Genomic DNA, 18,740 nt, shown 5'->3' with positions numbered 1-18,740 from the left:
GCCTGACGCAACCGTTGCGGCAACGGATGAAACGGCCGTTCGGCACGAGCCCGCGCCCCTGGCAGGACGATCAGCAAAAACAAAAAGACAACGTTGACAGATGCCCAAGGCGAAGAGCTCATCGCCGAAAAAGCGGCGCCATAACCCATCTGGGCCATCGAAAACAACCATCGCGCAAGAAGGACGAGCCCGATCGCGCGCAGCGCAAAGACCGTCCCGGCGCCTGGCGCCGGGTTCTCCCGCGAACGGTTCGGTCTCGTCAACTCATCCTCCTCTGAACGGACGGCACAGGGTCTGTCTCATGGCTGCCACGCGCTGTGGCAGCGCCATTATAGGAAGCCGCGCGGCACATGCCCGAAATGCTGTGGCAGCGCAGCACCGGCCGCGCGATCTTTCGCGCATAAAACAAACGCCCCACCTGCCGCGGGGGCAGACGGGGCGTGGCACACCGGCACTCGGGCCCCGGCGCCGATCGCGCCAGCGACCCGGCACGGCCCGGCCCGGCACTCAACCGGCCGCGACTTCGCGCAGAACGGCGCGGCGCTTGCGGTGCAAGAGAGTCTCGTACGACGCGATGTAGTTCTGCGCCATCACCTTCGACGTAAAGCGCTGCTCGAAAGCCTTGCGTACCGTTTCGCGGGGCAGCGTATGCAGGCGGTTGACGGCAGCAACAGCCGACAGCTCGTCCTCGACCACGAACCCCGACACGCCGTTTTCGATGACTTCGGGTACCGAGCCGCGCTTGAACGCGATCACAGGCGTGCCGCAAGCCATCGATTCGATCATGACGAGCCCAAACGGCTCCGGCCAGTCGATCGGGAACAGGAGCGCATGCGCGCCGCCGAGGAACTCGGCCTTTTCCGCCTCGCTGATTTCGCCGATGTATTCGACGTGCGGCAACGACATCAACGGCTTGATCTGCTCTTCGTAGTAAGCGCGGTCCGCCTTGTCGAGCTTCGCCGCGATCTTGATCGGCATGCCCGCCTTTTCGGCGATGCGGATTGCCGTATCGACACGCTTTTCGGGCGAGATCCGCCCGAGGAACGCCAGATAGCTCGGCTTGACGTCGGTGCGGGGCGTCAGCAGGTTCTCGGGCAGCCCGTGATAGACCGTGGACAGCCAGTGCGCCTGCGGCAGCGGCGTACGCTGGTTATCGGAGATCGACACCACCGGCACGTCGTTGAACGTATTGAAGATCGGCTGCAGTTCCGGCAGATCGAGGCGGCCATGCAACGTCGTCAGGTGCGGCGTGGGCTGGCGCGAGAACAGCGAGAACGGGTAATAGTCGATATGGAAATGCAGCACGTCGAAATCCTGCGCCCGGCGGTGCACTTCCTCGAGCAGCAGCATATGCGGAGCCATCGTGTCGCGGATCGACGGGTCGAGCCGCAGTGCCTGCGGCCAGAACGCCTCGAGCTTCGCCGATGTCTGGGAATCGCCGCTCGCGAACAGCGTCACATCGTGCCCGAGCTCGACCAGCGCTTCAGTCAAATAAGACACCACGCGTTCCGTCCCGCCATACAGTTTCGGGGGAACCGCCTCATGCAAAGGAGCGATTTGAGCGATCCGCATAGTGATGAACTCCTAATAAAAATTCAGGCAAAAAAGACTGCTGTTTCTTGGAAGCGAATCGCCCGCTTGGCGACGCGAACGGCCCGGCTATTGCCGCTGACCCGCTGCGCTCATTTCTCGTTCAGACTTGCGGTGGTTCGCCTGATTGTGATCTTCCTTCTGGAAGCAATCACGGAGCCCGTTTCCGGGCGAGCTGGCCGATGGGCCGGCACGCCGCGAGCGCGAAGCTCTGGACGAGTTAACGCACCGCCTGCATAACCGTTGACCGGGTCGGCAGGAATTTCTAGGGGCTAACCCGTAGCGCGATTATCCTGCCGCTGCACTGCAGCACCGTAAAGGCTTTCAGAAATTTTACATTGTTACAATCAAGAAACACTCTGTCAATCCCGCTGTGCCAAGCGTCGCCTACACTGGGCGTCTGTGTCCTGCCGAATCCCGTTTCGGGGCGTTGATGCGCCCTTGCCGGCCATGCGCGGTCGTCCACGCGCCGCATTGGCCCGCGCTGCTGCATGCGAAGCGGGCAGTCCCTCGGCGATCCGGTAATCTTGACCGATTCCGGCGCCGTTTGAGTCGTGTCTCCGTAGCGGACGTCGCCGCACGTGGCGGTCCCGACAAGCCCGGCATGAGCCGTGCAACGCCTCGTTGTGCGTTGTGCTCATCCAACGCTTGCATCGAGGCGCCCGTCCGAACCACCCATGATTACGCGGATGTTTACAATGGCGGCTTGCCAAACCATCTCGATATTGGCTCGCGGTGCGCCATCCGCAGACTATCCTTTTCATGACTTCATCCGTTTTGCGTACACCGCACGAACAATTGGAACATTTGACCGTCGCCGAGCGTAACGCCCGCGATGCGAAGCTTTCGAGCTACGCGGATCGGCCCCTCGCCTTCCTGATGAGTTACATCCGCCGTCACCCGTTCGCGCACGCGATCGTGCTGACGAGTGTGTTCGCGGCCGTCAGCTGCGCGCTCGCCTCGCAATATGCGATCAAACATCTGATCGACGTGCTGGCGGCCGGCCGGAATCATCCGGGGGCGCTGTGGGGCGCATTCGCGATTCTCGTAGGGCTGATTGCCGCCGACAATCTGCTCTGGCGCATCGGCGGCTGGGTGGCGGCGCACGTGTTCGTGAACGTGACCGGCGACTTGCGGCGCGATCTGTTCCAGTACCTGAGCGGCCATTCGCCCACTTACTACGCCGAACGGCAGCCCGGCACGCTCGCGAGCCGCATCACGGCGACGTCGAACGCGGTCTATACGTCCGAAAACACGATGGCGTGGAACGTATTGCCTCCTTGCATCGCCGTGCTCGGTGCGATCGTGATGATCGTCACCGTCAACCCGATCATGGCGCTCAGCCTGATGCTCTGTTCGGCCATTCTGTCCGTCGTGCTGTTCAAGCTCGCGGGACGCGGCTCATCGAGGCATCATCAGTTCGCGGCCAAGGCCGCGGCAGTCGACGGCGAACTCGTCGATGTCATCGGCAACATGGGCCTCGTGCGCGCCTTCGGTATGACGCTGCGCGAGCAAAAACGCTTCGGCGCCACCGTACAAGCCGAAATGGCCGCCCGTCAGGAATCGTTGCTCTACCTCGAACGGCTGCGGCTGCTGCATGCGGGCGTCACCGCGCTGCTCTCGGCCGGCCTGCTCGGCTGGGCGCTTTGGCTCTGGAATCAGGGCCGCGCCACCTCGGGCGACATCGTGCTCGTGAGTTCGCTCGGTTTCACGATTCTGCACGGCACGCGCGATCTGGCCGTCGCGCTCGTCGACGTGACGCAGCACATTGCGCGGCTGGCCGAAGCCGTCAAAACGCTTTTGGAGCCGCATGGCATGCCCGATCGAGAGGATGCGGTGCCATTGCGCACGACCGGCGGCAGTGTCGACTTCGAAGGGGTGACGTTTGCCTACCCGCGGCGGCGTCCGATTCTCGACCACTTCGATCTGCATATCGCGGCAGGCCAGCGCGTGGGGTTGGTCGGCAAGTCGGGCGCCGGCAAATCGACGGTGCTCGCGCTATTGCAGCGCTTTTACGAGACACAGGGCGGGTCGATCGAGATCGACGGGCAGGACATCGGTTCCGTCACGCAGGAAAGCCTGCGTCATGCGATTGCACTCGTGCCGCAAGACATTGCGCTGTTTCACAGAACCGTCTACGAAAACATCGCCTACGGTCGCCCCGACGCCACGCCCGATGAAGTCCGCGCGGCCGCGCGCGAAGCGCGCTGCACCGACTTCATCGAGTCGATGCCCGACGGCTTCGACACGATCGTCGGCGATCGCGGCGTCAAGCTGTCCGGCGGTCAGCGGCAACGGATTGCGATCGCACGCGCCATCCTCAAAAACGCACCGATCCTGCTGCTCGACGAAGCCACTTCGGCACTCGACAGTGCCTCCGAAGAAGCGATTCAACAAGCCCTGGACCGGCTCATGGTCGGGCGCACGGTGATTGCGATCGCGCACCGGCTTTCGACGCTGCAGAACTTCGACCGGATCATCGTGATGAGTGCCGGCAAGGTTATCGACGACGGCTCGCCCGAAGAACTGCGCAACCGCCCCGGCATCTATCGCGACCTGCTGGCGAAGCAGCACGGCAAAGGCGTGGTGCTGCATCCGGGCGGACGCAAAGTCGGCGAGCACGTTGCATAGCGCATCGATGCGCCGGCCTGCTGAGCCTGAACAGGAACGCAAGCCGGCTACCGGCTCAGTTCAGGCCACCACCGCCTTGCGCGCCGCTCGCGCTCGCACGGCCCGTGGCTTGTCGGCCGCACCCCGGTTGAGATCGCGCAGAAAATTGTCGCGCCAGATGGAGACATTGTTGTCGCGCAACTGGGCGATCATGTCGCGATAGCGCGCACGGCGCTCCGCGAGCGGCATGGCGAGCGCCTCGCCGAGCGCGTCGGCCATCCCATCCACATCGATCGGATTGACGATCAGCGCGGCGGTGAGCTCTTGCGCGGCGCCGGCGAACTGCGACAGAACCAGCACACCCGGATCGTCGGGGTCTTGCGCCGAAACGTATTCCTTCGCCACCAGATTCATCCCATCGCGCAGCGGCGTCACATAGCCGACATGCGACTGGCGAAAGAGCGCCGCGAGCACCTGGCGTTCATATTGCCGATGGATGTAGCGGATCGGCGTCCAATCGAACTCCGCGAAACGCCCGTTGATTCGGCCCGACTCCGCTTCGAGCCGCAGGCGAATGTCCTGATAGGCGTGCATATCGGCCCGCGTCGGCGGGGCGATCTGCACGAACGACACCCGGTTGCGAAATGCCGGCGAGCGATCGAGCAGGCGCTCGAATGCGCGAAACCGTTCGACGAGACCTTTCGAATAATCGAGCCGGTCGACGCTCATGATCAGTTGTCGATCGTGCAGCGTGGCTTTCATCGTGCGCACCGGTTTGCCGCGCGATCCAGCCTTCGCCAATTGCGCGATTTCATCGGGATAGACGCCGATTGGATAGGCAGCCGCGCGCAGCGACCGGCCGAAGGCGCGGATCGATGCCGGCTGTGTGCCGTCCGTGTCGTCCACCTGCCCTGCGGCTTCGTGCACGATGTAGTCGCAAAACGCACGCAGATCGGGCCGGGTCTGAAAGCCGAGCAGATCGAATGCGCACAGGGCTTTGACGAGATCCCGATGAGGCGGCACCGACAGCAGGACCTGCGCCGCGGGAAACGGGATATGCAGGAAAAAGCCGATGCGGTTCTTCACGCCCGCCTCGCGCAACGCTTCGGCGAACGGAATCAGGTGATAGTCGTGCACCCAGATGACATCGTCGTCGCGCAACAGCGGTACGAGGTGCCCCGCAAGCCAGGCATTCACGCGCCGATAGCCTTCGAACTCGTGACGATCGTAATGCACGAGGTCCGCGCGATAGTGGAACGCGGGCCATAGCGTCGCATTCGAAAACCCGCGGTAGTACTGATCGTAATCGCGCCTTGCAAGCCCGACGGTGGCAAACGTGACGGGCCCGTGTTCGACGAGCTGGATCTGCGGCTGCCCCGACGACAGCACTTCGCCGCTCCAGCCGAACCACATGCCGCCGGTCTCCTTGAGCGCGTCGTAGACGCCGACGGCGAGACCGCCGGCGGCCGGGCCGCCCTCGGAAATCGGCGCGACGCGGTTCGAAACGATGATCAGGCGACTCATGAATTGCCGCGTGAAGCTGCTACCAGCGAAGCGAGCCACGCCCGAAATGCGTCGACCGACTCGATTCGCGCGCGCGCCGACGTGTCGCCCTCGCCCACCTTGATCGACAGACCGCCGCGCGCGTTCACGACGGCGAAGCCTTTTTCGTCGGTGAGATCGTCGCCGGCGAACAGGGGCATGCGCCCTGCGAAAGGCGGCTCGTCGAGAAACGCGGCGAGCGCACGGCCTTTGTCGACGTTCTTCGGCTTGATCTCGTAGACCATCTTGCCCGGCTGCAGGACATAGGCATCGGCGTACTCGCCCACGAGACGCTCCGCTGCCTCGCGCGCGACAGGCTCGGCAAGCGGCGCGTTGCGGTAGTGCAGCGCGAGCGACGCGCCCTTGATTTCGAGCAGCATGCCGGGATGTTGGGTCACGAGTTCCGCGAGCGCGCGCTCCATGCGCACGAGGCGTGCATCGTCGAAGCCGAGGCGCATGACGTCGCCCGCCGCATCGCGCCGTTCGGCGCCATGCAGCCCGGCCACCGGCAAATCGAACATGCCGAGAAAGCCGTCGATACTGTCGATTCCCCGCCCCGAGACAACAGCCACGGCGCCCCGCGAGAGGTACCGGAGTTCGGCGAGCGTATCGAGCAGCGTGGGCGGAACGATCACGCCGTCAGGCGTGGAAGCGAGATCGACGAGCGTGCCGTCGAAATCGAAGAAAAACGCGGTCTCGGTAGGAGACAGGAAAGCCGGTAACGATTGCATCAGCAGAGTTCGTAAAGCGGCCCGGGGGATGCCCGAACCCGAAAAGTAGAGGCATCTTACCGCGCCTTGCCGGCGATTTCGAGAAAATGGGTCGCAAGACTGCCCGGCAATGCGTCCGTTCGATGACCGCTCGGTGAAACAGATGGCTCGGCATTTTTCTGCGACAAATTGTCTCGACGCGCCCCGTCGCGGCTTCGCCGCCTGCAGCGGCACGGCTTTTGCGCTATAGTCGCAGGCGCTTCACGCCTTGCGTCGAACGCGCTTGCGACGGTGCTCGGCCTTCGCCCGCCTGCATTTCTCGAGCCTCGGATGCCGCCCCATTCCCCTGCCGCCGGTTCGCCTTTAGAGGCACAGCCCTCATCGCTTTCTCCCGTGCAATCGCGAAATCGGTCGCTGCGTCGCGCAGTGCGGCTCGCGGCGACCGCGATGCTTGCCCTGCTCATGGCGGCGTGCTCCGAGCGCGGGGCGCCGTGGCAGTTGACGAATGTCAGCGGGCACTTGCCCGATCTGCAATTCTCACTGACCGGCGACGACGGCAAGCCCATCGACGCATCGGCCTTCAAGGGACAGACGACGCTCGTTTATTTCGGTTACACGCACTGCCCCGATGTCTGCCCCGAGACGATGGCGCGTCTGATGCAGGTCCTGGCCAAACTTCCGTCCAAGGACGCTGGACAGGTCCGCATTCTTTTCATCTCCGTCGATCCGGCCCGCGATACGCCGCAGTTGCTGCGCGAATACGTCGACGCGTTCGATGCGCAACACGCGCGCGGTCTGACAGGAAGCGACCGGCAGATCGAATCGCTTGCAAGGCGCTATCGTGTCGCTTACCAGATGGAGAAACGCGACCCGAAGGGCAATTACGAGGTCACGCACAGCTCGGCCGTCTATATTTTCGATGCGCAAGGCCATGCCCGGCTGCTCGCCACCGACCACGACTCGCCGGACGCGATCGCGCACGACCTGCGCCGCATCGTGGAAGGCGATGCTTGATATTTCCGACCTGCTCAGGAGCTCAATGGCCATGAACCGACGAACGACAACGCTGCGTTCCATTCGCGCTGCCGCTTTGGGGATATCGCTCGCTTTCACTCTTGCAACGGTGGCGGAGGCAGCCGAAACCGTGCATGCCTCCAACGCCTGGGTGCGGTGGTTGCCGAACAAGCTGCCGGCGGCCGGCTATGTGACGCTGACGAATAGCGGCGATAAACCCGTCGACCTCGATCTGGACCACGTGACGAGCCCCGATTACGGCAGCGTCATGCTTCATCAGACGGTGTCGAACGGATCGACGTCGCAAATGGAAATGGTCGAGAAAGCAACCGTTCCCGCACACGGTGTATTGAAGATCGCACCGGGCGGCTATCACTTCATGCTCGAGGAGGCCAAGCGCAAGATCGCGCCCGGCGATACGGTGCATTTGCGCATGAAGTTCTCCGACGGCACGACGCTCGACACACCTTTCGCCGTGAAGTCGCCTGGACAGGCTCAGTAAGCGGGACGCCGGACATTCAACTCTGCACACGATGAATCTGTTGTACTGGCTCGAACCCTGGGAGCCGTCGCCGACGGTCGTGGTCGCCATCCTCTGTGCGGCGGTACTGTTTTTGCGTGGCGCACGGCGCGCGCACGTTTCGGTTGCGCGGCGCATCGCGTTCTGGTTCGGGCTCGTTGCGCTCTATGTCGCGCTGCATACGCGACTCGACTATTACTTTGAGCATGAGTTTTTCATGCACCGGTTACAGCATCTCGTGCTGCATCACCTCGGGCCGTTCTTCATTGCATGGTCGTATCCGGGCGCGGCACTACGTGCGGGCATTCCGTTTCGCTGGCGTCAGCGCTTCGTCAATCCAGCGATGGGCACGAAGCCGATGCGCGCGGTGCTCGATACCGTATTTCATCCGGTTGTCGCAGTCGTGCTTTTCGTGGGCCTGATCTATTTCTGGCTCTTTTCGCCGATTCATTTCAAAGCCATGCTCGACTGGCGGCTTTACCGAATCATGAATTGGAGCATGGTCATCGACGGGTTGCTCTTCTGGTGGCTCGTGCTCGATCCACGGCCCGCGCCGCCCGCACGCCTTGCCGCGGGACGGCGCCTCATCATCGTCATCGCGGCAATCCCGCCGCAAATCGTGCTCGGCGCACTGATCTTCTTCACGCCGCATGAGCTGTATCCGATTTACTCGATTTGCGGCCGCGCATTCACATGGCTGAGCCCAATCCGCGATCAACAGATCGGCGGCTTGCTGCTTTGGATCCCGGGTTCGATGATGAGCGTGTTCGGCGCGCTGATTGCGCTGCGCCATTGGATGCGTTTGTCGGCCCGTGCGCGGCTCATCGAAGAGCGCGCAGGTGGACACGTGAAGTCGCCACCGCAGAGCGTGCCCCGCTTTGAGCCCGGAGGCTAGGCGGAACGCATCCAGATGTGAGGGATGCCGTCTTCATCGTGGATATCCGATGACGGTTTAAAACCGAAGGCACCGTAAAACGCTTGCAGATGCGCCTGTGCATGAAGGCTGATGGCGATACCGGGCCACTGCGCGGCGATATGCGTTCGTGCGCGTTCGAGCATGGCACTGCCGAGTCCGATGCCGCGAAATCCTGCCGTGGTCAGCACACGGCCGATGCGGACATCGGGTTCGTTTTCGTCGGGCAGCAATACGCGAAGGTAGCCGGCCAGCTCGCCGTTGGCCGCATAGGCGAGCAAATGCCAGGCGTCTTTGTCGAGGCCGTCGACATCGCCATAGGCACAGTTTTGCTCGACGACGAAAACTTCGTTGCGCGCGGCGAGCAAGTCATAGACTTCCGCCGGCGTGAGGTCAGAGAAAAACTTCCAACGCCATTCGAGGGCTTCCAGCGTCGTAGGGAATCGAGCGGTCATGGGGTGGCAATCGCTGCAAATCGTCTTCGGTATTTCGCGATTATGCGGTGAGCCGCAACCGAAAGCCACCCCGGCAGGCGGGCGGATTCGGCAGCGCAATACAGGCGCGGCCCACCGCCGCCCTTCAAGGTCAGTCTTCGGGCTCGTCGTCCGTATACTCGACTACGAAACGGTGAAGCCACTCGCGGAAGCTCCGAGCGACTAGCGTTCGCTGGTCATCGTCGTGCCAGACCCGGATGACTTGTCCCACAGTGCCACCCTCCGCCGGATCGAAATCGAGACACAGATGGTCTCCCGCACCATTCGACGTAAACGGAATCCATTTGAGGTTGTACCAATCGTCTTTGATGCCATCGTCCGGCTCGGCACTGCAATCCTCAAAGTCACCGCTCACGACGAGCTTGTGCCAAACCTTCCATGCGTTCAGCATGTCCCGGCCGGATAGCAGACTATCGCCGTCGAAGAAATCGCCGGCGGTCCTCGGTTGTCCATTATGGATTTTGAGGCTCTCGATGAAGTCCTCCGGCAGCTCGATGCCGAGTGCTGCTTCGAGCGACCGTATGTCCTCGTCGCCTGCTCCGGCGTTCAACCCGCCCGGAATCTCTTCGGGGTGGTCCGCAAGCCACGGATCGAGGCGAGACCAGGACTCGGAAACCGTCAAAGACGGACGTACGATTTCTTGTTCCACTTGCTTTTCCTCCTGTGTGGGTAGCGGCTCTTCGATTAGAGAGGGCAACGCATGATTGGCTAGGCCCGGCTGCCGCGTGGCATCGAGCCGGAGAAAATGAATGCGACTGCCAGCGAGAAGGCGCGTCGCACCTGCAGGGATCGCCGCGATGAGTTCTGCTTCGATAAACGGTGTAATGAGGTGAGGCCGTTGATCGGAAAGCGGATCGATCAGCGGCTCGCCACGTGGGCCCCAAACAATGCGCGCCCATAGCATCGCGTTCAGTTTCGGATCGCGTTCGACATCACGAGCCAGTTCACCGATTTCCCAATGCGGGCCAGCGGATTCGACGAACCCGTAGGGAAACTTATGAGGGGTTTCGACGAACTCGTATAAATCCAGGATGCGCCGCACTACTGTGTGCATCAGAATCGCAACCGTCCCTGGGTGGCCGGGTAGGTTGACGAGGGTTGCTCGGTCGGCGTGATAGATATGCCACTGCTCCTTGAGCCGGCCGAACTCGTTGTGGAAGTCGATTTTCTCAGTCCACGCGGGGGAACGAGCTTCGCTCAACCCGAAATCGACGATTTCCCCTCGGGTCTGCTTGAGGTCGAGCTTGCTTCCGCTCCACCCCCCAAACCCCTGCATAGCGTTCAGCCCAAGGCGTACATGTGGCTCGCCCGCGAGCATGCCACTGCCAATAATGAGGTCACACCGCGTCGCAAGTTCTCTGATGCGCTGCTGAAACGCTAGTTCGGCGTCCACGGTAGAACTTCCTTCGGGAATCGTCCTTGGACGAGGCGCGATAAACTCGACCGTCGCTACATCATGGCCCCATTGTCTAAGCAAACAACACATGTACGCGGCGCATGAGTCGGGGATCTGCCAACACTGGCGGATCGCTTCGGGAGCACAGCGCTCGTAGCTCGACACCACAACGCCGATGCGCGGCCGTTTCGCAACTTTGAGCGAGCGAACCCCGGCCGCTATCAGAAGGGCTTGGCGCTCGGCGGTGATTCGCTGTCCTTTCCCGAGCAAGGTCGCGCCCGCTGAAAATTCGCTGCCGCGCGCGATGATATTCGCGCCCACGGGTGGGGGTTCTCTCAGCCAAACCTGGCCAAAGCCTCTGCCCGTCGGAGGCTTATTTTCTTGGAGTGAAACGACGGTATCCGCGTTTTCCGGTAGTGGGCTATGGGCGTGGACTTCGATTACCTCGTTGGGTAGGAGCGAGCGGATTAGCGGTTTATCGGAGCGCCGTTCGAGGCTCCAATTCGCCCGATCGAGTTCAAATACCACAGGGCGCCGCAATGTGGCCGCACTGCCGTCACAGGCCCGCATCGCGTATCCGCGGCAGGCCGCGATCGGCCAGCGAGGTATGTCCTCCGGCGCCTGGATAGCTTCAGCGGTGACCCGCAGGTACGCATCCTCGATAGCAATGGTCTCTGCTTGGAGTCCCCGGGAAATAGCTCGACGGCAAGCATCGTAAGCGCGTTCGAGCCATGCGGGAAATGAAGAAGTTTCCGCCATAATCAGCCTCGTGTGCCTTATGGGTTGTTGAGGTCACACTCGTCTGGCGCCGTTCCCTTCGTTCCAAACCATCCCACTATCAACCAACGACACAAGACTGACTTTCCCACGGCCCTCTCCTCTCACTGTGGATGCGCAGCGGATGCCACGCAAGGAGAGGACGGTAGTCCGCGTTACCTGCCTGCCACTTCGACCGATCTCACATTCGGACCAAGCGAAGCAACGGCATGCAACAGGCATATCGGCGAATAAAAGGGACGCCCAAAAAATCAAAAAGCCCCTACGTCACCGTCGGGGCTTCGGGTTAGTCGACTAGCGAATCGGAATTACGCCGGCCAGGGGAAAACCTTAATCGATACAATCCATGCGTTTTCACCCATTCTTCTGCGCATCGAGCCACGCCTGGAACATCAGCACCGTCCAAAGCGGATGCTGCCAATTCATCCGCCCGCTCAAATGCTGCTGCCACATCCGGTCCACCCGCGTGGCATCGAGAAACCCTTCATCACGCAATCGCGCGGGATCGAGCAGCGCCTGCGCCCAGTCGCGCAACGAACCGCGCAACCATTCGCCTACAGGCGCGCAAAAACCCTGCTTCGGCCGATCGATGATCTCGCGCGGCACATAGCGGTACAGCAACTGACGTAGCAGCCATTTCGGCTTGTCTTCGGGTATGCGCATCGAAAGCGGAAGGCTCCAGACGAACCCGACGACGCGATGGTCGAGAAACGGCATGCGCGTCTCGAGGCTCACCGCCATTGCCGCACGATCCACCTTCGCCAGAATGTCATCGGGCAGATAAGTGAGCGCATCGACCGCCATCACCTGCTCGGCAAATTCCAGATCGACGGACCATGCCTCGGGCGTATCGACACGCGTCGGCAGCTCGCGCCCCGAGAGCGCAAGGCGTTCGGGATGATGAACCGACGACAACAGAAGCCGATAAAGATCGGTCCTGCTCTGTGCACCCATCACGTTCGCGAGCTTGTGCAGACGCTCACCGATGCGCGTCCCGTCTCGCGCACCCGGGGACCAGGCACCCTGAAACAGCGCCGCGAACTGATCCGCATGATCGGGCCGAAGCGAATAAAGCGCCGATGCGATCCGTTTGCGCATGCCGGACGGCACGCGCCGCAGGCGGCTCCAGAGGCGCGGCGTCAGGAAATAACGCGTGTAACCGCCGAATAGTTCGTCGCCCCCGTCGCCCGAGAGCGCAACCTTCACATGCTCGCGCGTGGTCTGCGCCACCACGTAAGTAGGAATCTGCGAGGCATCCGCAAACGGTTCGTCGTATATCGTCGGCAACTTGGGCACGAGTTCCAGCGCTCGGGCAGCCGTCACGACGATCTCCGTGTGCTCCGTGCCGAGATGACGTGCAACCGCTTTCGCATGAACGGCTTCGTCGTAGGTCGCATCGTCGAAGCCAACCGTAAACGTGCGCACCGGCTTGGCGGACTGCGCCTGCATCAGCGCAACGATAGCCGACGAATCGACCCCGCCCGACAGGAACGCTCCGAGCGGCGCGTCCGCCATCATCTGGCCATGCACCGCGTCGCGCAACAATCGGTCGAGCTCGTCGACGGCGGCTTCGGGACTGCCTTCGAACGGATAGGCCCGGCCTCGGCCGATCACCTGTTCGAGCGTCCAGTAGCGCCGCGGCGCCGGCCAGACCTCCGGCAGTTCGAGCTGGACATAGCTGCCGGCCGGCAACTTGCGCACATTCTCGTAAATCGTGTGCGGCGCCGGCACGCATGCGTAACGCAAATAGAGGCAAAGCGCATCGCGATCGATCGCGCGGGCGTCGAAGCCGGGATAAGTCCGTAGCGCCTTGAGCTCGGAGGCGAACACGATGCCGTCACCGACACGCGCATAGTAAAGCGGCTTCTCGCCAACCCGGTCGCGGGCCAGCGTCATCACGCGCGATTGACGGTTCCACAGCGCAAGCGCGAACATGCCGACCGCGCGCTCGAGCGTGCGGTCGACTCCCCACGCAACGAATGCCGCCAGCAAGATCTCCGTATCGGAGTGGCCGCGCCATGCGGGCGCGCGCCCTTCGGCTTCGAGCGCATCGCGCAGCTCGCGACAGTTATAGATTTCGCCGTTGAACGTCATGACGAAACGGCCGCATTCCGACACCATCGGCTGTCGGCCGTGCTCGGACAGATCGACGATAGCCAATCGGCGATGACCGAGCGCGACGCCTGCGGCCGGGTCGAACCAGGCGCCTGCGTCGTCGGGGCCGCGATGCGCGACGCTATCGGTCATCCGGGAGAGTGTCGCTCGAGCCGTGTCGTGCTCGGACGCCGTTCGGGTCCAGAAACCGGCGATTCCGCACATATCTGCAATCCGTTCGAGTAGTCGGGCGTGGCGCTCGCCTGATGGACAGGCGCCTGTTCGACGACCCATGTTACGGAGAAAATATTCACGAATAATGCCGGGGGCAGATTCGGAATTTTTTACATTCCCTCGATCCAATCCCATCGGTGCACGGGCAGGCGCGAATGCCGGCGGTCCCCGCAGGACGAAAAAATTTCGTCAAAAAAGAAAACTACGAAAAGAAGCAGTACTTTCGTCTGCACAAAGTACGGTGACCCGTGCAAAAAAGAATCCGCACTGGGTGAATCAACCCGTCGTGGCGAGGTCGATCCGGTTGCGCCCGGCGTTTTTTGCCCGATACATGGCCGCGTCGGCCGCCTCGACGAGTGCCTCGGGAGACGACGCGCCCCCCTGCCCTGCGACCGCGCAGCCGGCGCTGATCGTAATGTAGCCCCGCGATGTCGGCGCATGGAGGCTCAGCGACATGACGGCCTCGCGTGCCCGCTCCGCGATGTCGGAAGCCCCACGCAAGTCGGTGTCGGGGAGAACGATCGCGAATTCTTCGCCGCCATAGCGCGCGACGAAATCGGTCGGTCGCCTGACGACGCCCACGAGCGCTTTGGCCACCGCGGCCAGGCACGCATCGCCCTTCAGATGACCGAACGCATCGTTGTAGAGCTTGAATTGGTCGATGTCGATCATGATGATCGATAGGGGTGCGCGCATGCGTTCGGCGTAGTCGAACGCCCTCCGATATTGCTCATCGAAATAGCTGCGGTTATAGATTCCCGTCAGTCCATCGCGCGCCGATGTTTGCAGCAAAGCGGCATGCGCATCGAAGAGTCGCCGATAAAGCAGACTGACTTCCCATACGAGCAGGCAGACCAGCACTCCTGGCGCGAACATACTGAATACCCGCGCGACATACCAGCCCACGCTGAACCGGGTTGCAGTCAATAGATTCAGACTGGTGTCGACGAAGCAGGCCAGCACGGCGATCCACAACCATTGATCGAGCACCGTGCGCAGACGGCCGGCGAGCAGAACGACGACGATCGCAACGATATTGAGCAACCACGTTACACGGGCGGTCGTACCGATTGCGAACAGGTTGCCGTTGTCTGCCGCATGAAGCGGTGAAGGCAAGTCGAAGTAAATTGCGAACGCGCCAAGCGCCGCGCCGACAGCAATCGGTCCCGCGATCAGTAACCACGCCCACACGCCAATAGCGCTGGCTGGGATCGACACTCGCCTGAATCGATGGCGCGCCATCACAGCCAGGATCACGAAGAACGGAAATCCACCGTGCCAGAAAACCCATATCCATAACGAACTGCGCGGACCTGCGCCGAGCAGCCCGGTCGGCGCGAATACACCGGGGAACGTCAGCAGTTGCAATGCCACCGTTAGCGCTGTGAAAGCATAGGCACCGCCGAGCGCGCCCATGACGGGCTGCCGCGTTGCGGTGAAGCGGGCGGCAAGTAAATACGTGGCAATACCCGAGGTGGTGAACACGGTCAACGCGCACATCGGCATGAAAGGCGCGATGATGGGAAGCGCCACGCGCGCATGGGTGGCCGATGTTGAGAAGACCAGCAGGACGATCAACGCAGTGACGCCCAAGAATGCCGTCTGTTTGCGCGTGGCGTTTTGCGTCAGGAAGCTTTCCATGCCGGTGTTTTATCGTTTTTGGGGGCGCTCAGGAGTCGATACCTGGTCTCGCAATTGTTTCGATGCGCTTGCAGCCGCGAATCGCCGTCACACGACGGAAAGTTGCCGTGATTTTGCGCCTTTTCTTCTGCGCAATACAAGTTGCTGCGTTGCATCACGCGGGCCGCCCGGCATCACTTTCTGACGTGCGCCAGTTCAGGAGCAACCTTCTGGAGTTCGTTCGTCAAGATGCCACCGGTGTAGCCGCTCGGCAGCCGGCGAACATCGGCAACCGTATCGAGACCGGTCGAAAATTCACCACCGAAGTAAGGCCCGATGACGAAAACAGCGCTTCCAGCACCCGTCATACGGTCGAGAAAGCGATTTGGCCAGCCCCAAAGCCACGGAGCGACATTGATTGGCACAAAGACGATGCTGTTGCGACACGCCGGAGGAGCTAACCCCGTCCAGCCATATGCAACGTAGGACATGAGACAGCTCTTGAGTGTGCTGCGAGACATCGCTTTCACTCGAGGCATCTCCGCTCGAAAGGTGGCAATGGGAGCGTCTCCGCCATAGACCATCAGGCGCTCAGACGCTTCGATGAATTGCTCACGAAGAACTGCCGCGAGCAGACGTCCTTCGTTCGGGTCGTTGCTCTTGATGTTGATCAGGAATCGTCCCTTCGGGAACGTTGTCAGCACTTCGTTCAGCGAGGGCATCAGACCCACCGCTTTGCCGCGAAAAGGAAACGTACGCCCGCCATCGGCCGTATATCCATAGCCGACATCGAGCGTTCGCAGATAGGCCATCGATTGCTCCCGAGTTACGCCGTGGCCATTCGTGCGGCAATCGAGGGTCCAGTCGTGAAAGACAGCGAACTGCCCGTCCGTCGTCGGATGCACGTCGAGTTCGACAATATCCGCCCCGGCCGCAAAGCTGGCCCGCATCGACGCGATCGTATTCTCGAGATAGGAATGCGTCGGCGGACGCATGCGGGTCGCCGTGCACGTATCGTTTTCGAGATCGGCTCTATCGAAGTCCTGCGACATTCCACGATGTGCGAGCAGTGTTGGCCTCCCGGACATGCCTTTCGCAAAAAAGGTAGAGTTGTTCGCAAAAACAAAGGCGATCCATATCGCTGATGCACCGACGATCCATGGCCATAATTTGCGCATTGGCAGACGCTCATTGGTGTGAAGGGGTGAAGGGGCTAAGGGGAGAGTGCTTGGGCGGCATGCTATGCCACGCTATGGATGACGACTTGGAAAAACGCGACAGAACACAGCCCTGCGAGCACCCGCCTCTTCCCAGGGGGATACTCGATCCTGCCGGCGCGTCAGCACGCATACGGATTTGGCGGTATACGCCGTCGATCCGCTTTCGACCCTTCGTCGACCATCATTGGATCGCCGAATGGGATTTGCTTGGCTCAGCGGCTACGCCCCAGCGCATCATTCCATCTCCGAACGCGCATTTGTTGGTGCTACGGGGAGAGACTGCTTTGTTTGGAGTTGTGCCCGGTCTGGAGGAGCGCATGTTGGGCGGGCGAGGACGAGCCTATGGGATGAGGTTTCGTGTAGGTGGGCTGCGCCCTTTCCTCCGCCACCCTGTCGCGTCTCTTACGGGGAGAAAGGTCTCCCCGGCTATGTTGATCGGCTGCGCAGAGTCTGCGCTCGAAAGCAGCATTCTGACGCCAGACTCACACGAGAGCATGATCAGCGCGGCTGAAAGCCTGCTCGATCCGTCACTTCCTGCTCCAGATCGAAACGTCGATTTCGTTTGCTCGATCGTCGCGGAAATCCGTCGCGAAGGCGGCGCGGCGCGGGTCGAGACACTCGCCGAGGCGTTCGGCATGAGCCTGCGCGCAATGCAGCGGCTCTTCCGTGAATACGTCGGAGTATCCCCCAAATGGGTGATCCAACGTTACAGGCTGCAAGATGCGGCGTATCGCCTCGCGTCGGACCGCAGCACGCAACTTGCCGGGCTGGCCACCGAGTTGGGATACTTCGATCAGGCCCATCTGACCAAGGATTTTTGTCGAGCCTTCGGGATTTCACCCGCGCAATATCAACGCAAGCAAGTGTCGACGCGGACGTCGACCATCGATCGTTCAAGCCATTTGTGAGGTACTTGCCAAGCCGATAATGGCAGGTACGAGGCGCAGGATCGCGAATATCGCCGCAGCGATCTCATCGATTTGACGACAAAGACGGAAATAAAATGACAGACATACAATCGACTGCAGTTCTGGAGATACTACGATCGGTTTCACAGCGTTATCGCGATACCGCTCGAGCGCATATCGCATCCGAAAAAACGAACGACGGATACACGACAGATCTTGACCTTTGGATAGATAAACACCTGGCAGTAGAGCTTAAAAACATCTTGGACATAGACTACATTAGCGAAGAATCGATCGAAGAAGTCACGTCCGCCAACGCTTCGGAAGAAGATTTTTGGCTCGTCGACCCGCTCGACGGCACAATGAACGCGATAATAGGCTTCCCATATTTCAGTACCTCGATCAGCCTCGTTTCAAATAATCGCATTCAATACGCTTTTGTGGTCAATTTACCAAACGGCGACATTTATCACGCCAAACGAGGAAACGGCTTGATGAAAAATGGCGCACCAGTTCACCGAGCCACCCGCACAAATAAAACCATTTTCTCTACTGGCTTTGCTCACGATCGGCGCTTACACGAGCGACAATTGGATACGATGTCTACTCTATTGCGCTATGTGGATGACTTTAGGCGTTTGGCATCGCCTTGCCTGGATTTATGCCTGGTCGCCGAAGGCATTTTAAGTGGCTGCGCTGAGTACTTGAAAAGCTGGGATTTAGCCGCAGGCACGTTGTTTCTGGATGAAGTCGGAGTCCCGCACAATCACAGCGGTTTGTTTTATTTACCGTCCCTGCGCGATCAGTTCGAGTTTGTGGCCGCCGACAGGTCGCTGATGCCTTTGATATTAGAGGCGCTGGACAGCCAGCAATGAAACGGGAGCCAAGTCAGGCGACGGAGGACACGTCAGTTCCCCAGAGGAATCTGTCGCAGAAAAAAAGCCCTGACGGATCAGGGCTTTTTTTCTGTCTGGAGGCGCGAGCCGGAGTCGAACCGGCCTACACGGCTTTGCAGGCCGCTGCATAACCGCTTTGCTATCGCGCCGTAAGCGGACTCACCGGACGTCGCGGCCTGCCAGGCTACAACGAACCGCGAAT

14 protein-coding genes, 1 tRNA gene and 2 pseudogenes are annotated in these 18,740 nt (G+C 61.2%); 7 read left to right on the top strand and 10 right to left on the bottom strand.

The window, feature by feature from the left end; all coding sequences use genetic code 11:
* A pseudogene (locus tag VGL01_RS22295) lies at positions 1-263 on the bottom strand (hypothetical protein); the annotation flags it as partial.
* 244 nt (positions 264-507) lie between these two features.
* Positions 508-1,572: a glycosyltransferase family 4 protein gene (locus VGL01_RS22290; protein WP_331573240.1), complete on the bottom strand. Its 1,065-nt coding sequence runs from the start codon at positions 1,570-1,572 to the stop codon at positions 508-510.
* Between the two features lie 780 nt (positions 1,573-2,352).
* On the opposite strand from VGL01_RS22290, the gene VGL01_RS22285 reads away from it, so the two are divergent.
* Positions 2,353-4,221: an ABC transporter ATP-binding protein gene (locus VGL01_RS22285; RefSeq protein ID WP_331573238.1), complete on the top strand. Its 1,869-nt coding sequence runs from the start codon at positions 2,353-2,355 to the stop codon at positions 4,219-4,221.
* Positions 4,222-4,281: 60 nt separating this feature from the next.
* Here VGL01_RS22285 and otsA read toward each other — a convergent pair whose 3' ends face one another.
* Both otsA and otsB read right to left on the bottom strand, forming a co-directional pair.
* Complete coding sequence (gene otsA, locus VGL01_RS22280; protein ID WP_331573236.1) at positions 4,282-5,724, bottom strand: alpha,alpha-trehalose-phosphate synthase (UDP-forming); 1,443 nt, start codon at positions 5,722-5,724, stop codon at positions 4,282-4,284.
* Entirely contained in the window at positions 5,721-6,473 is a 753-nt protein-coding gene (gene otsB, locus VGL01_RS22275; RefSeq protein ID WP_331573234.1) for a trehalose-phosphatase, read from the bottom strand. Before otsB ends, otsA begins: the two co-directional genes overlap by 4 nt.
* Positions 6,474-6,782: 309 nt before the next feature.
* Here otsB and VGL01_RS22270 point away from each other — a divergent pair, with 309 nt between their 5' ends.
* Genes VGL01_RS22270 through VGL01_RS22260 form a run of 3 tightly spaced genes read left to right on the top strand, consistent with a single transcriptional unit; the run spans position 6,783 to position 8,881 of the window.
* Positions 6,783-7,466, top strand: coding sequence for an SCO family protein (locus VGL01_RS22270; protein WP_331573232.1), 684 nt, complete (start codon positions 6,783-6,785; stop codon positions 7,464-7,466).
* 31 nt (positions 7,467-7,497) lie between these two features.
* Positions 7,498-7,968 carry a copper chaperone PCu(A)C gene (locus VGL01_RS22265; protein ID WP_331573230.1) on the top strand — a complete coding sequence of 157 codons (471 nt, stop codon included), beginning with the start codon at positions 7,498-7,500 and terminating at the stop codon, positions 7,966-7,968.
* Between the two features lie 31 nt (positions 7,969-7,999).
* Positions 8,000-8,881 (top strand): cytochrome c oxidase assembly protein, encoded by an 882-nt coding sequence (locus tag VGL01_RS22260; RefSeq protein ID WP_331573228.1) that lies wholly within the window; start codon positions 8,000-8,002, stop codon positions 8,879-8,881.
* Here the strand turns inward: VGL01_RS22260 and VGL01_RS22255 are convergent.
* The 5 genes from VGL01_RS22255 to VGL01_RS22235 form a co-directional block, all read right to left on the bottom strand.
* Positions 8,878-9,354 (bottom strand): GNAT family N-acetyltransferase, encoded by a 477-nt coding sequence (locus tag VGL01_RS22255; RefSeq protein ID WP_331573226.1) that lies wholly within the window; start codon positions 9,352-9,354, stop codon positions 8,878-8,880. The genes VGL01_RS22260 and VGL01_RS22255 overlap by 4 nt on opposite strands.
* A 130-nt stretch (positions 9,355-9,484) precedes the next feature.
* Positions 9,485-11,548, bottom strand: coding sequence for an SMI1/KNR4 family protein (locus VGL01_RS22250; protein WP_331573224.1), 2,064 nt, complete (start codon positions 11,546-11,548; stop codon positions 9,485-9,487).
* A 372-nt stretch (positions 11,549-11,920) separates the two neighbouring features.
* Positions 11,921-13,885, bottom strand: a complete 1,965-nt coding sequence (asnB, locus tag VGL01_RS22245) for an asparagine synthase (glutamine-hydrolyzing) (protein WP_331573221.1) — start codon at positions 13,883-13,885, stop codon at positions 11,921-11,923.
* Positions 13,886-14,170: 285 nt separating this feature from the next.
* The gene (locus tag VGL01_RS22240; RefSeq protein WP_331573219.1) at positions 14,171-15,535 is read right to left on the bottom strand and encodes a GGDEF domain-containing protein; all 1,365 of its coding nucleotides are present in this window, start codon (positions 15,533-15,535) and stop codon (positions 14,171-14,173) included.
* A gap of 173 nt (positions 15,536-15,708) precedes the next feature.
* Entirely contained in the window at positions 15,709-16,692 is a 984-nt protein-coding gene (locus VGL01_RS22235; protein WP_331573217.1) for a glycerophosphodiester phosphodiesterase family protein, read from the bottom strand.
* Between VGL01_RS22235 and VGL01_RS26175 the strand changes: the two are divergent.
* The 3 genes and pseudogenes from VGL01_RS26175 to VGL01_RS22225 all read left to right on the top strand — a co-directional run.
* A pseudogene (locus tag VGL01_RS26175) lies at positions 16,659-17,141 on the top strand (DUF6597 domain-containing transcriptional factor); the annotation flags it as partial. The gene VGL01_RS22235 and the pseudogene VGL01_RS26175 sit on opposite strands and share 34 nt — an antisense overlap.
* Positions 17,142-17,162: 21 nt before the next feature.
* Positions 17,163-17,642 carry a helix-turn-helix domain-containing protein gene (locus VGL01_RS22230; RefSeq protein ID WP_331573215.1) on the top strand — a complete coding sequence of 160 codons (480 nt, stop codon included), beginning with the start codon at positions 17,163-17,165 and terminating at the stop codon, positions 17,640-17,642.
* Positions 17,643-17,737: 95 nt separating this feature from the next.
* Positions 17,738-18,517: an inositol monophosphatase gene (locus tag VGL01_RS22225; RefSeq protein ID WP_331573213.1), complete on the top strand. Its 780-nt coding sequence runs from the start codon at positions 17,738-17,740 to the stop codon at positions 18,515-18,517.
* Between the two features lie 96 nt (positions 18,518-18,613).
* Here the strand turns inward: VGL01_RS22225 and VGL01_RS22220 are convergent.
* Positions 18,614-18,687: transfer RNA gene (locus VGL01_RS22220), tRNA-Cys, on the bottom strand.
* Between the last annotated feature and the right edge of the window lie 53 nt (positions 18,688-18,740).

The sequence above is a fragment of the Trinickia sp. genome (genome assembly GCF_036503415.1).
Taxonomy (GTDB): domain Bacteria; phylum Pseudomonadota; class Gammaproteobacteria; order Burkholderiales; family Burkholderiaceae; genus Trinickia.
Note: the sequence above shows the minus strand (reverse complement) of the source record. Positions and strands in the feature narration are given on the sequence as shown.

What these genes read in the sequence shown, in the direction of transcription:
- VGL01_RS22290 (WP_331573240.1), bottom strand. Translation starts at nt 1,572, where the DNA reads ATGCGGATCGCTCAAATCGCTCCTTTGCATGAGGCGGTTCCCCCGAAA.
- VGL01_RS22285 (WP_331573238.1), top strand. Translation starts at nt 2,353, where the DNA reads ATGACTTCATCCGTTTTGCGTACACCGCACGAACAATTGGAACATTTG.
- otsA (WP_331573236.1), bottom strand. Translation starts at nt 5,724, where the DNA reads ATGAGTCGCCTGATCATCGTTTCGAACCGCGTCGCGCCGATTTCCGAG.
- otsB (WP_331573234.1), bottom strand. Translation starts at nt 6,473, where the DNA reads ATGCAATCGTTACCGGCTTTCCTGTCTCCTACCGAGACCGCGTTTTTC.
- VGL01_RS22270 (WP_331573232.1), top strand. Translation starts at nt 6,783, where the DNA reads ATGCCGCCCCATTCCCCTGCCGCCGGTTCGCCTTTAGAGGCACAGCCC.
- VGL01_RS22265 (WP_331573230.1), top strand. Translation starts at nt 7,498, where the DNA reads ATGAACCGACGAACGACAACGCTGCGTTCCATTCGCGCTGCCGCTTTG.
- VGL01_RS22260 (WP_331573228.1), top strand. Translation starts at nt 8,000, where the DNA reads ATGAATCTGTTGTACTGGCTCGAACCCTGGGAGCCGTCGCCGACGGTC.
- VGL01_RS22255 (WP_331573226.1), bottom strand. Translation starts at nt 9,354, where the DNA reads ATGACCGCTCGATTCCCTACGACGCTGGAAGCCCTCGAATGGCGTTGG.
- VGL01_RS22250 (WP_331573224.1), bottom strand. Translation starts at nt 11,548, where the DNA reads ATGGCGGAAACTTCTTCATTTCCCGCATGGCTCGAACGCGCTTACGAT.
- asnB (WP_331573221.1), bottom strand. Translation starts at nt 13,885, where the DNA reads ATGTGCGGAATCGCCGGTTTCTGGACCCGAACGGCGTCCGAGCACGAC.
- VGL01_RS22240 (WP_331573219.1), bottom strand. Translation starts at nt 15,535, where the DNA reads ATGGAAAGCTTCCTGACGCAAAACGCCACGCGCAAACAGACGGCATTC.
- VGL01_RS22235 (WP_331573217.1), bottom strand. Translation starts at nt 16,692, where the DNA reads ATGCGCAAATTATGGCCATGGATCGTCGGTGCATCAGCGATATGGATC.
- VGL01_RS22230 (WP_331573215.1), top strand. Translation starts at nt 17,163, where the DNA reads ATGTTGATCGGCTGCGCAGAGTCTGCGCTCGAAAGCAGCATTCTGACG.
- VGL01_RS22225 (WP_331573213.1), top strand. Translation starts at nt 17,738, where the DNA reads ATGACAGACATACAATCGACTGCAGTTCTGGAGATACTACGATCGGTT.